At 38.8% G+C, this 18,062-nt stretch carries 10 protein-coding genes; 7 read left to right on the top strand and 3 right to left on the bottom strand.

The window, feature by feature from the left end; all coding sequences use genetic code 11:
• The first annotated feature begins 178 nt into the window (after positions 1-178).
• Both AC1EU2_RS11055 and AC1EU2_RS11050 read left to right on the top strand, forming a co-directional pair.
• Positions 179-1,402: a S1 family peptidase gene (locus AC1EU2_RS11055; protein ID WP_480298337.1), complete on the top strand. Its 1,224-nt coding sequence runs from the start codon at positions 179-181 to the stop codon at positions 1,400-1,402.
• A gap of 15 nt (positions 1,403-1,417) precedes the next feature.
• On the top strand, positions 1,418-1,939 hold the full coding sequence (locus AC1EU2_RS11050) for a hypothetical protein (RefSeq protein WP_480298336.1): 522 nt from the start codon (positions 1,418-1,420) through the stop codon (positions 1,937-1,939).
• A gap of 44 nt (positions 1,940-1,983) precedes the next feature.
• Here the strand turns inward: AC1EU2_RS11050 and AC1EU2_RS11045 are convergent, their stop codons facing one another.
• Complete coding sequence (locus AC1EU2_RS11045; RefSeq protein ID WP_480298335.1) at positions 1,984-2,748, bottom strand: hypothetical protein; 765 nt, start codon at positions 2,746-2,748, stop codon at positions 1,984-1,986.
• Positions 2,749-3,132: 384 nt separating this feature from the next.
• Between AC1EU2_RS11045 and AC1EU2_RS11040 the strand changes: the two genes are divergently transcribed.
• Entirely contained in the window at positions 3,133-4,233 is a 1,101-nt protein-coding gene (locus AC1EU2_RS11040) for a hypothetical protein (RefSeq protein WP_480298334.1), read from the top strand.
• A 79-nt stretch (positions 4,234-4,312) separates the two neighbouring features.
• Here AC1EU2_RS11040 and AC1EU2_RS11035 read toward each other — a convergent pair whose 3' ends face one another.
• Both AC1EU2_RS11035 and AC1EU2_RS11030 read right to left on the bottom strand, forming a co-directional pair.
• Positions 4,313-4,936: a single-stranded DNA-binding protein gene (locus tag AC1EU2_RS11035; protein WP_480298333.1), complete on the bottom strand. Its 624-nt coding sequence runs from the start codon at positions 4,934-4,936 to the stop codon at positions 4,313-4,315.
• 110 nt (positions 4,937-5,046) lie between these two features.
• Positions 5,047-6,411 (bottom strand): MFS transporter, encoded by a 1,365-nt coding sequence (locus AC1EU2_RS11030; protein WP_480298332.1) that lies wholly within the window; start codon positions 6,409-6,411, stop codon positions 5,047-5,049.
• Positions 6,412-7,227: 816 nt separating this feature from the next.
• Here AC1EU2_RS11030 and AC1EU2_RS11025 point away from each other — a divergent pair.
• From AC1EU2_RS11025 to AC1EU2_RS11010, 4 genes are all read left to right on the top strand, one after another.
• Positions 7,228-11,127, top strand: a complete 3,900-nt coding sequence (locus tag AC1EU2_RS11025) for an ankyrin repeat domain-containing protein (protein WP_480298331.1) — start codon at positions 7,228-7,230, stop codon at positions 11,125-11,127.
• Positions 11,128-11,274: 147 nt separating this feature from the next.
• On the top strand, positions 11,275-14,103 hold the full coding sequence (gene uvrA / locus AC1EU2_RS11020) for an excinuclease ABC subunit UvrA (RefSeq protein WP_480298330.1): 2,829 nt from the start codon (positions 11,275-11,277) through the stop codon (positions 14,101-14,103).
• 169 nt (positions 14,104-14,272) lie between these two features.
• The gene (locus AC1EU2_RS11015; RefSeq protein WP_480298329.1) at positions 14,273-15,949 is read left to right on the top strand and encodes an ankyrin repeat domain-containing protein; all 1,677 of its coding nucleotides are present in this window, start codon (positions 14,273-14,275) and stop codon (positions 15,947-15,949) included.
• Between the two features lie 159 nt (positions 15,950-16,108).
• Positions 16,109-17,965, top strand: coding sequence for a hypothetical protein (locus AC1EU2_RS11010; protein ID WP_480298328.1), 1,857 nt, complete (start codon positions 16,109-16,111; stop codon positions 17,963-17,965).
• Positions 17,966-18,062 lie beyond the last annotated feature (97 nt).

The raw sequence follows: 18,062 nt of genomic DNA, 5'->3' as shown, positions 1-18,062 counted from the left end.
TACGTAAGTTAATTATACTCTTTTACAAATTTTGACTTGTCTCTCATTTGTTAAATTAAAGATTTTCTTTATCAGAAAAATAACATCTGTATGGTATTATCACGATGTTTTTAGTTCTTTTTTATAAATAAAGAAAATCACACAATAAAAATATTAAAAAAACAGTTAAGGGACAATTATGAAGTTATTTAAACTTCTTTCTGTTGCTATGTCGATATTGCTACTTTCGGCATGTGCTAGCACTTCAAAGATGAATGCTAAAAAATTACCTAAAGGGGTAAAGATCGCTAAGGGCGTTGAGCTACCGAGAGATATTGAACTTGCCTATTACATTCCTAAATCATTATCTGATGAAAGCTTTTACTTAAATAAATATAAAACACGCGTTAATACCGGCCCAGCGTTAAAGTCGGGTGTTGAAGATGCATTATCGGTTTATTTCAAGAGTAGAAAAGCGTTTGATCGCAAGTCACAAGAAAAGTTTGGCTTACTGTTAGATTTAGAGCCTAAGTGGTCATTCGAATACCCGAATGTCAAGATGACTATGAAATACAATGTGTTTGACTCTGCGATGAATAACATTCATTCAGGTGAAAAAGAATTCAAAGTTAATTTTGGTCATATCGGAAATGATGCAGCGTTTTACAACGTATCGTTACGCGCTGCACAGCTTGTCGTTGTTGATGTTATTAATAAATTTAAACCATCAGCAGCAACGTTTCCAGCAGAATTCGCCATGTCAAACGTTGATGTAGTGAAACTGGCCAATACAGAAAAACCATATTCAAGCGGTACCGGTTTTTATATCAATGATTCAGGGCAAGTACTAACGGCTGCTCACGTACTGCGTAAGTGTCTTTATACCGAAGTGAATAAAGATGGTGAGTCGCATGTTGCTCATACGATCGCAGATTCAACACTGCTTGATCTTGCTGTTATTGAAGGCAAAGGTAAAGTTGAACGCTTTTTACCTTTTAGAACAAAGCAAGAGATTTTCCTAGGTGAGCAAGTGACGAACGTTGGCTTTCCACTTCAAGGTGTTTTAGCTCAGTCTCCTAACTTAACTAGAGGCAATGTGAGTTCTCGTAAAGGCTTAAAAGGTGATGTGGCAAATTTCCAATTCTCTGCACCGATTCAACCTGGTTCTAGCGGTGGCCCTGTTGTATCCGATGGTGGCGAATTGTTGGGCTTAGCGGTAAGCACTTTGAACTATAAAGCGTTAGTTGAAAATGGTTCTTTACCACAAAATGTTAATTTTGCTTTAGATGCTCAATATATTGTTAAGTTTTTAAATAAGCACGAAATAACATTTACTGAAGTAGAGCCGAACTTGGAAGGCAATATCAGAATCAGTAATGATGCCGCTTTGACTTCAGTTGTACAGCTAAACTGCTACCAATAATAAAGGAAAATAATTATGAGATTAGCATTAGGATTATTGCTAAGTATTGTTAGCTTTTTGGGGCAAGCTGAGGCCTTGCCTCCAATGAGTTTTGGTAGTTCATTCAACCACGAAGAACTTTACGATATTTTAAAAGACAAGCCATTGTTTAAAAATATGGACTCCGAGCTAATTGGTGCACCAATTCGACTTGAAATCAGCCATACCTTTAAGGCCACCGCAGGTGGAAATGCCGCTGGATTAGCCTCTGCAATGTGGGCTGGAATGTCGTTAGGTATCTTACCTGTTGTAACCAATCGTGATTTAGTTATTCGCTACGAAGTGTTTGTGAAAGGCCATCCAATTTCAAGTCATGAGTTTTCTGAGAATTTTACAGAAGCGATAAATATGTACAGTGTACAAAACAGCTTTAAGCTTGATGGTAAGCCTTATGAGTGGGTTAAAAGTACGATTCCACAGGCGCTAAAGTTGATTGAAGAAGATAAAAAAGTGAAAGAATTACAAAGTGAGTACGAATTTTATTTCGGCGAAAAGTAATTCTAAGTCCCCTATATCAGGTCTGATGTAGGGGATAGTTAACATTATTTACGATAACTCACTTCAATTTTTACGTTACCTTCTTGTGCTGTAATCTCATTGAAACGCATATCCTCAATTAATACGTGTGGTGTGGATGTATAAAGTCCAATGTGTGTCAGTAAGTCAAAATCTGAAGGCGCATCTTCGATAAAAACCACGCCATTTTCTACGGTGAACTTTTTAAAGTCAGGTAACTGAGTTTGATAAAAGTTAATAACGTTATTGATGTCGTCATCCGTTGCAAAAACCGCCACAGGAAGGGAGCTCGTACCTAATACATCACCCATTCCATCAGGGAAGTGACTCACAACTCGGTGGTTCATATACAGTGGAAGAGTAACTTGCCCAATATCGGATTGGTTTGCATGCAGTTTGAGCCCTTGGTTTAACCTTTTTGCCGCTTCCTTTAAAGAACTTGGTGGTGAATACGCAGCGGTTTCACAGCGATCTATCGTTGCTTGAGACAGGTCAAAATGTGATCTTAATCCATTGGTAACACAGTTACCAAATTCTGTTGCGTAGTGTTCTTTTTCTGCACGTTCAATGCTTTCAGGGAGCCGTTCACCGCAAGTGTTTTTCGCATCTTTGAACACGTCATTAAAATCTACTCTTGAAATACCTAGGCAACTGAGTGGTGTCGATGATAAACCCTCTTCAATGATTAACGCAGCTTGTTGAATCAGTTTATCTTTAGGTGTGATATTCGCATTTACTGCTACAGGGAGTAGAGCAGTGATAAGAGATAGTCCAAAAATCCTTTTCTTCATCAATCCATTCCTTAGATTTGAAAACAGCAAAATCATTTTGCATAAAAAATATGCTAGCAAGTTAATTATAAAAGAACCAGTTAATTGTTTAGCCGACCCATGTTACCAGTAGGTATAAATATTTTAGACCGTGATAGCGTTTGTTCTATTCAGCCTTCGTTAAGTTTATGATACGTATGATGTATTTTAAGTGGAATACTTTGAGGTAAATGTTGTTAGTTAAACTATATTTTATCGCGTGATGTTTTTCCTCAGCGGTGAAATATCGTTGCAGTAATGAAGCTGTTATTCCCCATGAGGCTACAATTGCTTTACTTGCAATAATTTCAGAGAACTTATTGAAGGGTATTTACTTATTTCTTCTTATTAAACAGGAAAAGCTCTATGGCTAGTCGTATAACGTTTATTACTTTCTCTTTAATGCTCAGTTGTTTCCATGTTGCATATGCGCAAACGGTAACTCCATTTTCTCAAGTTGAACAAGCAGTCAGTGATAGCCCTGAAGCCTTTAATCTACATAGGATGATTTTTTCTAAAGATAAATCGGAAGTGTATATTGAGGCAGAAGATAATAATGGCCAACAGATAATAAGTTGTGATGTTCAACCTGGAGCCGATAAACCTTTCTATGCGTGTGTAAAACACCATTGGAGTTATAGCTACTTTTCAGATATGGCCGTCAACCCTACAGATAAATCTTTATTTGTTTCTTTGAATAAAGATGGAGCATTTCTCAAAAAATGCATAGTAGATGGGCCGACGAATAATAATTGCAGTTTCATCAAAGCACTTGATAAGTTTAACCTTGAAAATATAGGCTCGTTAGTAATAGATCCGTCAGGACAGGTTTTGACTGTTTTAGCACAGAAGCTTAAACCTAATACTCGTTCTCTTTATGATGTAATGATTACTTGTAAATTACTCTCTGGTAATGATATGAATTGTGCACTCAAAGAGTTAAGTGCTTTAATGCCCGTAGTTACATGTACATCACATCCAGATAATAGTGAGGGTTGTTCAGTTAAAGAAGGTAGTGATTCAAAAATTCAGCTTCACGGTCCGACAGTGTTAAAGTTTAATAATAGTGGAAAGAAAGTTTACTTATATAATGATGATATATCGCCAAAATTTCTGAGTTTGTGTAATTTTAATACTGAGGATGGTATCACAGATTGCCATTATTTAAATGGAGCGGCTTTTATCAAGGAGGATGGTGGAATAGCAGCAAATGATGATAACGACGAATTTTGGGTTTTAGGTGAGGAAGGGCAGCTGAGTGAATGTAAGTTAGAAAGCAGTGATAAGATATCTTGCAGTTATAAAGGTGTAATCAAAGTTTCGAGTTCAACTTATCTAGGAGGAATTGAGAGCTCTCACGATTATGTTTTTGCAACGGTACATAATCCAAAAAGTGATCATATAGTTAGGTGTGAAAAAAATCAGGAATTGAACAATTGTGATCAGTTTGAACTTTCATTTAAATAGCATTATTTTCCTCTTACAAAAAAGCCGCTAAATAGCGGCTTTTGAGGATGTTTTTCAACATTTTCATTTTTGTTTCAGGTTAGAACGGAATATCGTCGTCCCAACCATCATCTAGATTTGGCGTGTAATTTTGTTGTTGCTGAGGCTGCTGCGGTTGTGATTGAGCAGGCTTTGCAGGAGCCGATTGTTGTGCCGGTGCAGATTGTTGCTGTTGTTGAACAGGCTGGTACGCAGGCGCAGATTGTTGCTGCTGTGGCTGTGATTGGTAAGCCGGAGCTGACTGCTGTTGCTGTGGTGCAGAAGAACCGTAAGATTGCTGCTGTGGAGCTTGTCCATAACCGCCGCCTTGACCACCGTTACCACCACGGCTGTCTAACATTTGCATTTCATTAGCAACGATTTCTGTGCGGTACTTATCTTGTCCAGTTTGCTGATCTTGCCACTTACTTGTTTGTAGACGGCCTTCAACATAAACTTTTGCACCTTTCTTAAGGTACTCGCCTGCAACTTCAGCTAAACGACGATACATTACAATGTTATGCCATTCAGTTCGTTCTTGTTGCTGACCTTGTTGGTCTTTCCATGTTTCACTTGTAGCAATCGTGAAGTTCGCTACAGCGTTGCCGTTTGGCATGTAGCGTAGTTCAGGATCACGTCCTAAGTTGCCAACTAAAATTACTTTATTAACACCACGACTGGCCATTAATATCTCCTGAGAGTCTTTATATATTTTATTGCTTACTTGCGTTACGGCAAAGGTACGCGGTTTTTTGATATGCCTCTGAATTATGCTTATTCAAAGGCATGAATAGATTATTCAGTAGAGCCTAACACAGCTCGAGCCTCGGATAAATCAAATTGATCATTTACCTTGAGGTAGGCTGCTTGCTCTTCTGCAATCAAGGTTGCTTCAGCAACACCTTTTAGGTTTGCCAGCTCTTCAGCCATGGTTTTAGCATGTTGCTTATTCTTAATATTAGCCGTTAATGTATAACTTTTCAGTAGTACAGGGTTTTTCATTCCAAGTGATAAAAATAACCAAATTGTGACGAGTACAAAGGCGAAGATAAAGACGCCTGTACTACCAACAAATTGATACATGCTCCCTCCCATCATACCGCCGCAGAATGCACCTAAAAATTGGCTAGTGGAGTAGATGCCCATAGCGGAGCCTTTATCGCCAACAGGGCAGAATTTAGCAATTAAGCTTGGTAATGAGGCTTCTAAATAGTTGAAAGCGGTGAAGAACAATAGAATGGCAACGGCAATTGCCCAGAATTGCCCCGAAATGGCTAAGATTGCTAATGCTGCGAGCATTATTAACAGTGAAATTTGGAACGTGGCTTTGGTATTTTTCTTCTTAACACCAATAATGATCAACGGAACCATCAAAAAGAATGCGCCGATAAATGTTGGGAAATACAGCTTCCAATGCTCTTCTTTAGGAAAACCTGCATTTACTAATACAAAAGGCAATGCAACGAACACAGCCGTTAATGTTAAATGAAGGATGAAGATCCCTGCATCTAAACGTACGAGCTGAGGATTTTTTAGCATGGCTTTTAAACGTGCTGGTGCCGCAGTTGTATCACCTTTAGGAGCATGAGTTACTGGGTTTGGCACGAAGAACTGAACAATCAGCATTCCCAATACGGCAAAGGCAGCAGTCATCAGGAACAGACCATGTAAGCCTAGATGCTCCGCAACAATAGGCCCCGCTAATAAGGCTAATGCAAACGAAAACCCAATGCACATGCCAATGATCGCCATGACTTTGGTTCGCTGCTCATCACGAGTTAAATCTGAAGCCAGTGCTAAAACGGCGGCGGCAATTGCTCCCATACCTTGAACCGCTCGACCAAAGACAACCATATAAATACTGTCTGCGGAGGCTGCGATTAAGCTACCAATAGCGAACAAGACGAGACCAATGAGAATAATAGGTTTTCGTCCAAACTTATCAGAAAGAATGCCCATTGGAATTTGTAATAAGGCCTGGGTTAAACCGTAGGCACCAATAGCAATACCCACCCACAATGGAGAGAACCCCGTTAAGTGCTGACCATACAAGGCAAATACCGGCATGATCATGAAAAGCCCCATCATTCGGAGGCCGAACACACTTGCCAGAGAAAATGCGACTTTTTTCTCTATTTTAGATAAGCCATTGTTGACCATATGGGAGCCTTAAACATCAAAAAAACAGAAGGGGACGCATAATAACATAGTGAAAATGCTCTACTCAAAAAAAATCAAGACGCCGTACAGTTTAAGGTCAGGTAAGTTATTGAGAAATCTGTAAGAAAAAGTAGCTAAGAACAAATAACATAAGGTTAGTTTATGTTATTTGTAACTAGAATTCAGTGTCTGTGAGACTAACTAAAGCTAAATACTAGAAATACATCAGAAAACTTGGCAATAATGTTCTTCTGTTAATTTTAGTTATTCTCATTTTAAATTTTTTTTCATAAATATTGCATATAGAAATAAGCAGCATAGTCTAGAGTTACTTTTCTTTAATACTTTCTTCTTATGGCAGCATGGCTTCCCAATACGCACTCAGCTTTACCCTTATTGGAAAATAAAACTGATAAGCAAGAAATGCGCTTATTCCCTAATCAGCTTGTTATTGGCACAGCTACTAAAGGTGAGCAAAAGTGGCAAGTTAAGTCTGGGAGTATTGAAGAAACCGAAAATTCAACTTGTTCAAGTTGGCATCATAATGGAAGTGTAACGAAAAAAGCTGAATTTGTGAGTGTAGAGTCAACTCCCCTCTGTTTTTCAGAGTTTGACGTTACTCCTAAAGAGACATTTAAATTCTCGTTAGAGCAATATATAGAAGACCCCTCAACTGCTGAACCAGTAACAGTTGAAAGAAGTATTGAGCCTAGCAGTGCACAATATGAAGCAGCAGACTGCAAACATTTATCTTCTAATTTGGCGCAAGAGTCTTTTGAACTAGTATGGTACTGTGAAGTTGAAGTAAGAAAAGCCTTGAAAAGTAAAGATAGGTCAGAAATAAGTAGAGTATTCAATAAATATAGTAAACGGGAACAAATACCGTTTTTAATTAAGTTAAAGGAAGAGGGGAACTCAGAAGACATAGAATTGCTTCTTAAATCGATGCATAGTCCCAGTCATAATGGGAAGCCTACTTTATCAACGCATTCAGACGCATTAGATTTAGCAAGTGTACCAAAGCATTGGACTGAGTCAGTTACGCCGAAGCTCACTTTTCCTCGGAGTTTTGACGCATTAGATTTAGCAAGAGAGCCTAAACATCGTCATGTTCCTCAAGAGGCGTCACCTATTGATCTTGGCAGCCTTGACGCTTTAGATCTAGCCGGTGAACCTAAAATATCGAAATCCACTTTGCCCCTTAATATTGATGCACTAGATCTCGCAAGAGTACCTGAAAATTGGAGTGAACTCGATACACCACAAATGTTATTAGCAAGCCATTTTCTGATTGCAAAAAACTATCAATGCTTTAAACAAAAAATAAACGATGACCTTACGAGAGATCAAATAAAGTTGCTGCTTAAGAGAGCATCTGAATTAGGTGATTTAAATGCAATTAAGATTATTCTTGAGACTTCTCAAATTAATATTAATGAACCTATAGATGCGGCAAGGAATACAGTATTACATTTAGTTGCACACAAATTTAACTTCAAAGCAATTGAATATTTACTTGAACTTGGTGCATCTACTGAACTAAAAAATGCCGATGATAGAACGCCACTTGGCTCATGGACCGAAAGTTTGGCTCAAGGATCGAAAAGGCCTTTCAGAAATATTGAGACTGGGGAAACAGTTTTTCATGAGGCGGTTAAATATGGATGTCCACATATTGTAAAGCATATAGTAGCACAAGGAGTGCCAGTAAATTATTGGGCATCTCCAGCTGAAAAAGTCTCAGAAAAAGTGGCTCAGCCTAATATTTCAGAACTTGGAATGGCTATAAAAAGTGGTAATGCTGAAATAGTCAAAATTTTAATTTCCTCTAAAAATATTAAGCCAAATAGAGTTGAAGTCCATGACATGTTCCCGCTTGGTTTGGCAATAGAGACAAATAATTATGAACTTGTAAGGCTTTTACTCGAAAGTGGCTTTTCAGCAAAAGGCGATGCTTTTTTTGGGGAAAAAGCCATTAATTTTGCTGCATCTTATGGACATGTCGAAATCCTAAAGCTGTTAGTTGAATTTGGGGCAGATGTTAATTGTGAAAGTAATTACGGTTTTAACACTGTGGTATGGGCTATTCAGCATGGTCAGTTTGAAGCTGCAGAATTTTTAATACAAAGCGGTGCTGATCCATTGTTGAGGGTGCCAGAGGACTGGTCTCCATTTGGAGAAAGATCTTTAACTCAGGATACACAGAAATGGCTCAGAGTTAATCCAACTACTGGAAACGAACCTATTCATGATTTGCTTCAACATATGGGTAAATATGAGGTGTTATTAACACCTTTTATGAGTCAGAAAACGAAATGGAGTAACAAGGAAAACAAAGAGGGTTTAACAGCGTTTGATCTAGCAGTTCTAAGAGGTGATAAATCGCTAGTGAGTATTATGTTAAAGGACACTGAAACTGCAAAACTTATCAATGCTTCATCTTCTAAAACAGGCAAAACCCCACTGATGTTGGCGATTGAGGCTAAACATACAGAAATGGTCAAATTACTCCTCGAGAGTGGAGCTGGACCTAATCAACATAACAAGGGAATGACACCGCCATTAATTCTTGCTGTGAATTCAGGAGAGCCAGAATTATTCAAGGAGATGTTGGTTGAAGGACTTAATATAAACATTCAGGATTTAGATGGTAAAACTGCTCTGCATTATGCTGTAGAAAGTGAGGGGGCCGTGTTCGTCAAACTGATGTTTGAATTTCAGGATAAGTTTAGTATTTTGTCAGAATATAGTAAGGGTTCCTCGGAGTACCAATGTTATTTATTATCACAAATTAAAAGTAACCTTGGAGATAAGAGTGAACGATTGCCGCTTCACTATGCTATTGATGCAAAAAATAAGCTGGCGATTCGATATTTATTACATCATGGTATTGATCTTGATAGGCCCTTAGAAGATAAATGCCCAGCAGAACAAAGTTCTTTATTAGAAAATGGAGCAGATATTTATTTTAAATTAAGCGAAAATAAACACTCTCCACTAGCTTATGCAATTGTATCAGCACCACTTGATATTATAACGGCCATGATAGAAGAAACAGCCAAAAAATATTGCTTGAGAGAGTACAGAGGCAAGGAGTCTCGACTTGGGTATATTTTAGCGCACAGACCTGAAGAGTTTATTAAAATCGCAGGGTTATTAAAGAAACATGGTATGTGCTTTTTAGATAGAGTAAGCACTGATAAAGATGAGGGGAAAATACTTGCTCAAGCATTGCTATCGGGACATATAGAGAACGCCAATTGGCTAATAAAAAACTATAGGTCTCGTGTTCATCGAGGGCTGCTTGTAAAAAATGATAATGGACAAAACCTATTACATCTTGCAACAACAATTCGTGGGAACCATTCAATAAGGCCGCTTTTAGATCTTATGCCGAAAAGTTGTCTGCTCGATGCTGATAAAGATAATTTTCATCCTATTCACTATGCTATAAACCATGGAAACATTACGGCAGTTAAAGAGCTTGCAGAAAAAATGGGAGCAGATGTTTTTCGTAAACCATCTGATAAAGCAGTTGATTCTATCGGACGCGCTATCAACAATGCACCATTATCCTTCGTCAAAATTATGTTAGAACACGCCATTAAAGACCCAAACCGTTTAAGCAAAAGATTAGACAAATTCTGGTTGGAGTTCATTTTGCAAAATAGGCCTGATGATTTTATGGAAATCGCTCCTATGCTTAAGAGCTGCAAGGCATGTTGTGTTAAGTCGGAAGGTCAATTAGTGGGAGGAGAACATATACTCTCTAGAGCATTAATATTGGGACGATTTGATATTGTTCATTGGGTGTTCCACAACTTTAAGTCTGAATTTAATAAGTTACTTACTATTCCCAATGAGCGAGGCCAAAACCTCTTACACTGTGCAGTGATGAACTCTCAAAGCCATTCATTGGCGCCTTTAATGAGCTTGGTGCCTAAATCGTATATACTTCAATCGGATAAAACAGGAAAGTTGCCGATTCATTATGCAATACTACACGGTAATATTTCAGCTGCGAAAGAGCTTATTGAACAAATGGGAGAACAATGGAACGCTCTTGATGGGCTGGGGTTTGATGTCGTGGCTTATGCAACATCATGGGGGCAAGTAGAGCTATTGAAGGAGTTGGAACGACTTAATCTTCTTACCTCTGATGTTCTCACTCAAAGTCATTCGAAGCATTCTTTACATGTTCAAGCCGTCATGTCTGATTCTACTGAGATGATCGATTATCTCATTGAGCATAACTTTGATTTTCGTACACCTGCTAATTTACAAGGCGAGACTCTCTCTGAGATGGCAATAGGTAGTTTAAAATTGAAGACTTGGTTCAAATTAAGGGGGATTGATCATGAACAAAAAGATTCGACAAAGGCTTCTATAGAGATAAAAGACTGGGGGCAGCAACAGTTGGCAGGCTTTTCGTCGAAAGCTGCAAATGCGCTTGAAAAGGCTATTTTAGAGAATGAAGAAGATATTACTAGAGAGATACTTTTTTATATTGATGAAGTTATGAATTTGATGACATTTACGCATTGGATGATACACCTTGGAAAATTAGAATCGATAAAACTACTGAAAAAGATTGAAATTCCTGAGCCTCTGCAATCTCTTGAAGATGAACCTGACTGGGCTAAATACGCAAGCGAATGTCAACAAGACAAGATCGCTCAATGGTTTAATGACGAGCAAAGTCAATTATCGGCTTAAAATTGCAAAGTAAAACTAAACTCTATCTTGCCTTTATTCTTTGAGAATTAGAAATATAGCTTTTACTCGCAAATAGCATTACTTCAATAAACAGAATCTGTCATACTAGCTGACTGAATTTTTTACGCTAAGGGCATGTAGAGTCAGATGGATAAAATTGAAGTACGCGGTGCCAGAACCCACAACTTAAAAAATATCAATTTAACCATTCCCAGAGATAAGCTAATTGTTATCACTGGTTTATCTGGCTCAGGTAAGTCCTCTTTAGCGTTTGATACGCTTTATGCAGAAGGTCAACGTCGATACGTTGAATCACTGTCAGCGTATGCTCGTCAATTTTTAAGCTTGATGGAAAAACCCGATGTCGACCATATTGAAGGCTTAAGTCCAGCCATTTCCATTGAACAAAAGTCGACCTCGCATAATCCTCGTTCGACCGTTGGTACTATCACCGAAATCTACGATTACTTACGTCTCTTGTTCGCAAGAGTTGGTGAGCCTCGATGTCCGACTCATCATCAAGCATTGACGGCGCAGACGGTTAGCCAGATGGTGGATAAAGTCCTTGAGTTGCCTGAAAGCAGCCGCCAAATGCTATTAGCACCTGTCGTTAACGCCCGTAAAGGTGAGCACGTTAAGCTGCTCGAAAGCCTTGCTGCACAAGGCTATATTCGAGCTCGAATTGACGGCGACGTGTGTGACTTATCCGACCCACCAGCTTTGGATTTACATGTTAAGCACACTATCGAAGTGGTTGTTGACCGCTTTAAAGTGCGTGAAGATTTAAAACAGCGTTTAGCCGAATCGTTTGAGACTGCACTTGAGTTATCCGGTGGTATTGCTCATGTTGTGTCGATGGATGACGATGCGAGTCATGAGCCTCTTATTTTTTCGGCCAACTTTGCATGTCCACATTGTGGTTATTCGATTACTGAGCTCGAGCCGCGAATTTTCTCATTCAATAACCCCGCTGGTGCTTGTGGAACTTGTGATGGTTTAGGTGTTCAGCAGTTTTTCGATCCAACGAGAGTGGTTATTAATGATGACTTGTCGCTGGCTGGTGGTGCAATTCGTGGCTGGGATAGACGTAACTTCTACTATTTCCAGATGTTAACATCGCTGGCTGAGCATTATGATTTTGATGTTGAAACCCCGTTTAATCAGCTGGATGACAATATCAAAAAAATCGTATTTTATGGCTCTGGGCGTCAGAAAATAGCGTTTAAATATGTCAACGATAAAGGCGATGTGGTTAATCGTAATCACCCATTTGAGGGTATCCTCAATAATATGGATCGCCGTTATCGAGAAACTGAAAGTAATGCCGTACGCGAAGAATTGGCCAAATTTATCAATACTCAACATTGCCAAAGCTGTAATGGCTCGCGCCTGAAAGAAGAAGCGCGTAATGTGTTTATTGGTGATATCAACTTACCAGTTTTGACTACGTGGTCTATTGGTGAAGCCAAAGCGTATTTTGATGAGCTGATGTTTGAAGGTCAAAAAGCAAAAATCGCTGAAAAAATCTTAAAAGAAATTCAAGAGCGTTTAGGCTTCCTTGTGAATGTGGGGTTGAATTACCTTAACTTATCTCGCTCAGCTGACACTCTTTCTGGTGGTGAAGCACAGCGTATTCGATTAGCCAGCCAAATTGGTGCAGGCCTTGTTGGCGTGATGTATGTGCTTGATGAACCTTCAATTGGTTTGCATCAACGCGATAATGAACGCTTATTGAAAACCTTGAAGCACCTTCGTGATCTAGGGAATACCGTGATTGTGGTTGAGCATGATGAAGATGCCATCCGTATGGCAGATCATGTTATCGATATTGGCCCTGGTGCAGGGGTTCACGGTGGCCAAGTGATTGCTGATGGTACATTTGATGACATCACATCGTGCAAGGACTCAGTTACAGGTAAATACCTCTCTGGTGAGTTAAAGATCCACGTGAAAGGTGAGCGAGTTCCTTATGATGCTGAAAAACTCATTGAGCTAAAAGGTGCACGAGGTAATAACCTTAAAAACGTCGATTTAGCGATTCCTGTAGGCTTGATGACTTGTATTACCGGTGTTTCTGGTTCAGGTAAGTCAACACTGATCAACGATACCTTTTATCGAATTGCTCATAAGGTGTTAAACAAGGCTACAGTTACTGAACCTGCACCGTATGACGAAGTTATTGGTATGGATCATTGCGACAAAGTGGTCGATATTGATCAAAGCCCGATTGGACGTACACCTCGCTCAAACCCTGCAACGTATACCGGGATATTTACCCCAATTCGTGAAATTTTTGCAGGCACACAAGAAGCTCGCAGCCGTGGTTATCAAGTTGGGCGTTTTTCGTTTAACGTCAAAGGTGGTCGTTGTGAAGCTTGCCAAGGTGATGGCTTAATTAAAGTTGAAATGCACTTTTTACCTGATGTTTACGTCCCTTGTGACTCTTGTAATGGTCAACGCTATAACCGTGAAACCTTAGAAGTACGTTATAAAGGCAAGAACATTCATGAAGTACTGCAAATGACCGTTGAAGATGCTCGTGAATTCTTCGATGCTATTCCTGCAGTGTCTCGTAAGTTACAGACATTAATGGATGTCGGGCTGTCTTATATTCGTTTAGGACAAAGTGCAACGACGTTATCCGGTGGTGAAGCACAGCGAGTGAAGCTAGCAAAAGAGTTATCAAAACGTGACACAGGCAAAACGCTCTATATTCTGGATGAACCAACAACAGGCCTGCATTTTGCTGACATTCAAATGTTGTTAGACGTATTGCATCGATTGAAGTCTCACGGTAATACGGTGGTAGTGATTGAACATAATTTAGATGTAGTGAAAACTGCGGATTGGATTGTGGATTTAGGCCCGGAAGGTGGCTCGGGTGGCGGCACAATTTTAACTTGTGGAACACCTGAGCAAGTCGCTGAGCATCCAGTGTCGCATACGGCAAGGTTTTTAAAGCCTATGTTGAAATAAGCGTTAAGTTTAGCTTAAGCCATAAGCCCGATTTTATCGGGCTTTTTTGTGAAGTCAGCTAAAACCTGAATGAGTTTAATGTTGTCTGAATTTACCTTTACCGTAAGCTGTAGTTAAGTTTTTTAGTTTATTATTCAGTGAATTATTCTTATTTAAACGTTTAATCACTATGGCTGAAGCTCAAACCGGAATTAGTTTTCATAGAGGGTATACTCACTTTACGATTGAGCATGACGGTACACCATCATCTCAACAGCACTCTGAGTTAACTAAAGCTGTTCAAGAGCAGCGATTGTTGGTCGTTACCATGAAGAAATCCGATTCTGAATGTTTTAGCTATGCCGTCAGACCAAGGTTAGCTCTTGATTACAGCCATTCGGCTAAAACTATGAGCATGATTGAATGCGAACATTTATCCAGGAGTGCATTTTTTGAAGCAATTTCCCCAGAAAATGAAGATAAACAGCTCTGGATTAATCCAATATTTGTAGAAGAGGTCCCTGAAGGATTATATTTTAAAGAGGACTTAGAGCGCTTAAAGACAGGTGTTCTAGAGCCCAGTACAGATACATCATCAAAAAAAACCAAAGAGCAAAAAATTTTCTATCACTATGTTTGTACAAGTAGTAAAGAAGGTGTATTGGGCATGTTTAATTTTGTTGCTACTGTTAATTCATTTTTGCATTTAGGGCGGAAAGGAAAAGAGAACTTTGGATTTGTCGATAAAGGGAGGCTCATCATTGAGGGAGAAAAGCATAATATCACAACGGCATCGCTTTTAGCTAAAGGTACGGATGGTAAAACGTTATTGATGATTGCGTGTACTGCTAATAACCTTAAGCAAGCTCGGCATTTTATTGAATATGGTGCCGACCCTCTTGTTGAATGTAATGGCATCACAGCGTTTGAGTATGCTTGCAATCAGAGTTCACACAAACTTTTGGAAGTCCTACTTTCATCCAAAACAGACACCAATCGAGTTGCTCAAAATCATTTACACACACTTTGTTATGCTGTTACAAAGGAGAATACGCTGAAACATATCGAGCTATTGTTGCAGCATAGCGCTGATCCTGATGGTAACGTTACGGAGGCCCAAAGAGGTAAAACTCCCTTAATGACATGTTGCCTCCCAGCACACAAAAGCTCAGGGCGGTATATAAAATTATTAATTCAAAATGGCGCAAACGTTAATTTGCAAGATGAGCAGGGTAATACCGCTCTTCATTATGCCATGTTGTCACAGAATACTGACCTTATAAAGATGTTGTTAGATTTAGGAGCCGATCCAAATATTCTTAACGACCGTCAGGTAAGTGCTTTTGAAGTTTGTCCGCTTGCAGAACAATGTAAAACTGAGTTGGCAGTGCCCCTATCTGAGTTTATTCATCAAGCTATGCAACGTGGTGCTTGCTTTGCTGCTATCCAAGTTTATAACCAAAATAAAATATACATAGCAATTGAGCTTGATAGCTCTGCTCCTCGAGTGAGTGATAAACATCGTTATACATGTAGTGCTTTAGAAAAAAGTTTGGATAGTAGTGTCAAAAATACGGGCTTACCGACTAAAGAGTTGCCTTTGGTTAAGGCATTGCTCTGTGGGGACTATCAAGCAGTGGAATTGCTCTTGCAGGTGCACCCTTTTGATATATTGAGTATTGCTGAAGACAGAGATGTGTTTGCTAGCATTAAGTCATCAAGCGGATATAGAAACAGTGAACAAATACGTAAGCTATATAATGAAACGTTGGAGCATTCTAGAAAGGAACTCCTTGCGAAAGTGACAGTGAAAGAGTCAGCAAAAGATGAAGATAGTGATTTTCTTGAAGTGGATCTAGTTGGTTAAACTTATAGGTGTGTAGTGACATCTAATATACAACTCACAAAAAAGCCCGATTTTTCGGGCTTTTTTGTGAAGAAAGCTTAACCACTTGGTCGGGGTTGGCTTCATCTTATCTTGTTAAAATATAATATATTAAGTTTTAAATTAATGGAGGATATGCCAATGCCATGTGCTTCCTCCCATATAATCTCTGCTGGTCACTGGAACTCTCATAGCTTGAAGTTCAGTGTTTCTGATAGTAATGAAATCGCACTTGAAGATGTATCGAGCTTTGATTCTGGTAATGGTTTTTTTATTGAAGTTGCTCGATTACTATGCAGATGGTTTACGAAGTTAGATAAGTCTAAAGTTGAAACCAATTTTTTGGCATTAGGCAAAGCTAAAAACGATGTCAGTTGTCTAAGAGTAATGGAAGACCTAAACTATTCACTTCGCTCAGCAAAAGGTGTCAGTGTTAAGTGTGAAGTTGAGCAGAATCCAGATTCTCACACATTAAAAACCACCTATTTTCTCACAATGCCAGATCAAACGCGTATTAATTTGAAGAGTGTTGAAACGGATAATCAGCTTGAACATGCAAGTCATTTTCAGCGTAAACAAAAGTTTCAACAATTGAGTGAACACTTTAAACAACACCCTAATTACCATCTCATAAGACCTCAATTAGTTTTATTAATTGCTGGTAAATACTCGGAGCCAGAAAAGTTAATACATACCGCTCAATATTTAGAGAGACTCATTGTACCTGCTGAATGGGGCGGCCTTGAAGTTAAGCAATGTCGAAATGTAGTTCGAGTTCATTTAAGGTTACCTGATCACTCATGCATTGAATTAAGGGAGCTTCGGCTCGTAGATCCTGCTCAAAGAGAAGAAGAGGTGGCTTTATCTAAGCGATTGAGTAGTGAATCAAGGCTAAAAGTAGCACAAATGTACGAGCATCAAAAAACACCGAGGGTCGGAAGTAGAAATACAGTCGATAAAAGGCATTTAGAAGACTTAAAAATTTCCATTGGTAAATGTGGACGCAAATATCGAGAACTCCTTGAATTGAATTCCGGTTTCTATGATGGACTTAAATTAATCAGTGGAAGTAGTGTAGGTGAAGCGTTTTGTGATGAGCAAATGACTGAACTTAATCATGCTCTGCAGAATTGTGAAATGGAATGCCAAAAGAAAGCCATGGTTGACACGGATGGTCAATATCACGCTTATTACTATTTAGTCACTCCAGGCAGAGAACCAATTTTATTAACCAAAAAACCTGTGGCCGGGAGTATAGCTTTTAATGATTTATCTAAGCTTGAGCAGTTAAACTTATTATCAGAAAAAGAAATAACAGATCAAAATTCCGTAAATGAATTTAACCGATTGATATCTAAAGACTTTGCGACTGTTGAACAACTATATGTTGCGGCTTGTGAATTGACAGAGTGCTTAAATCAGGTAGGTGTCGAATGCGATTTGTCATACAAGATTCATGCGAAAGAGCCTCAATCATTTTCTGTGAGTTTGGAGTTACCAGCACATCGTTCAATTCAGTTAAAATCGATTTCCTTACCATTCTTCCTTCTTGATACTGAAGTGCTTTCTGTACAAGATGCTATTAAGGCTGAGAGGGTTTTAAAACTTGAAGAGCGGCCTACGGGCAAATATGTAAAGTGCCAATATAGTGAGCTTAACAGATCCATGAAGGTTCACTTGAAAGGTCAATGGGAAGATTTAATTCATATGAAAGAATCTTTTTATGAACCGTTCAATCAAATAACTGGCATGACATCAACTTCATTGTCAGAGGATGAACTTGATGAGCTTGCATCCCAAATTCAAAACGCAGGTTGGGAAAAAGGTATCCGCTGTAGAAAAAGGAAGAGTGAACTAGGTGTAAGTTACTATATTTACATTGTCACTAACCTATTAAAAGATGACTCTGAACAACAAAAAATTGATAACTCTGAACACTTACTCGTTTCTGTTCCTACAGATAAATTAAAGCAGTCTTTTGAACATCGATTATTTTAATTAAGCACCTTCAAGAGTTCATATATAACGATTCTAGAATGAAAAATAAAAGCAGAAATGAACCAAGGTTAATTTAATGGTTGGGTATCGCTTAATC

Source organism: Parashewanella sp. 2304DJ23-3, from assembly GCF_056591695.1.
This window is presented reverse-complemented; position numbering and strand designations above follow the sequence as displayed.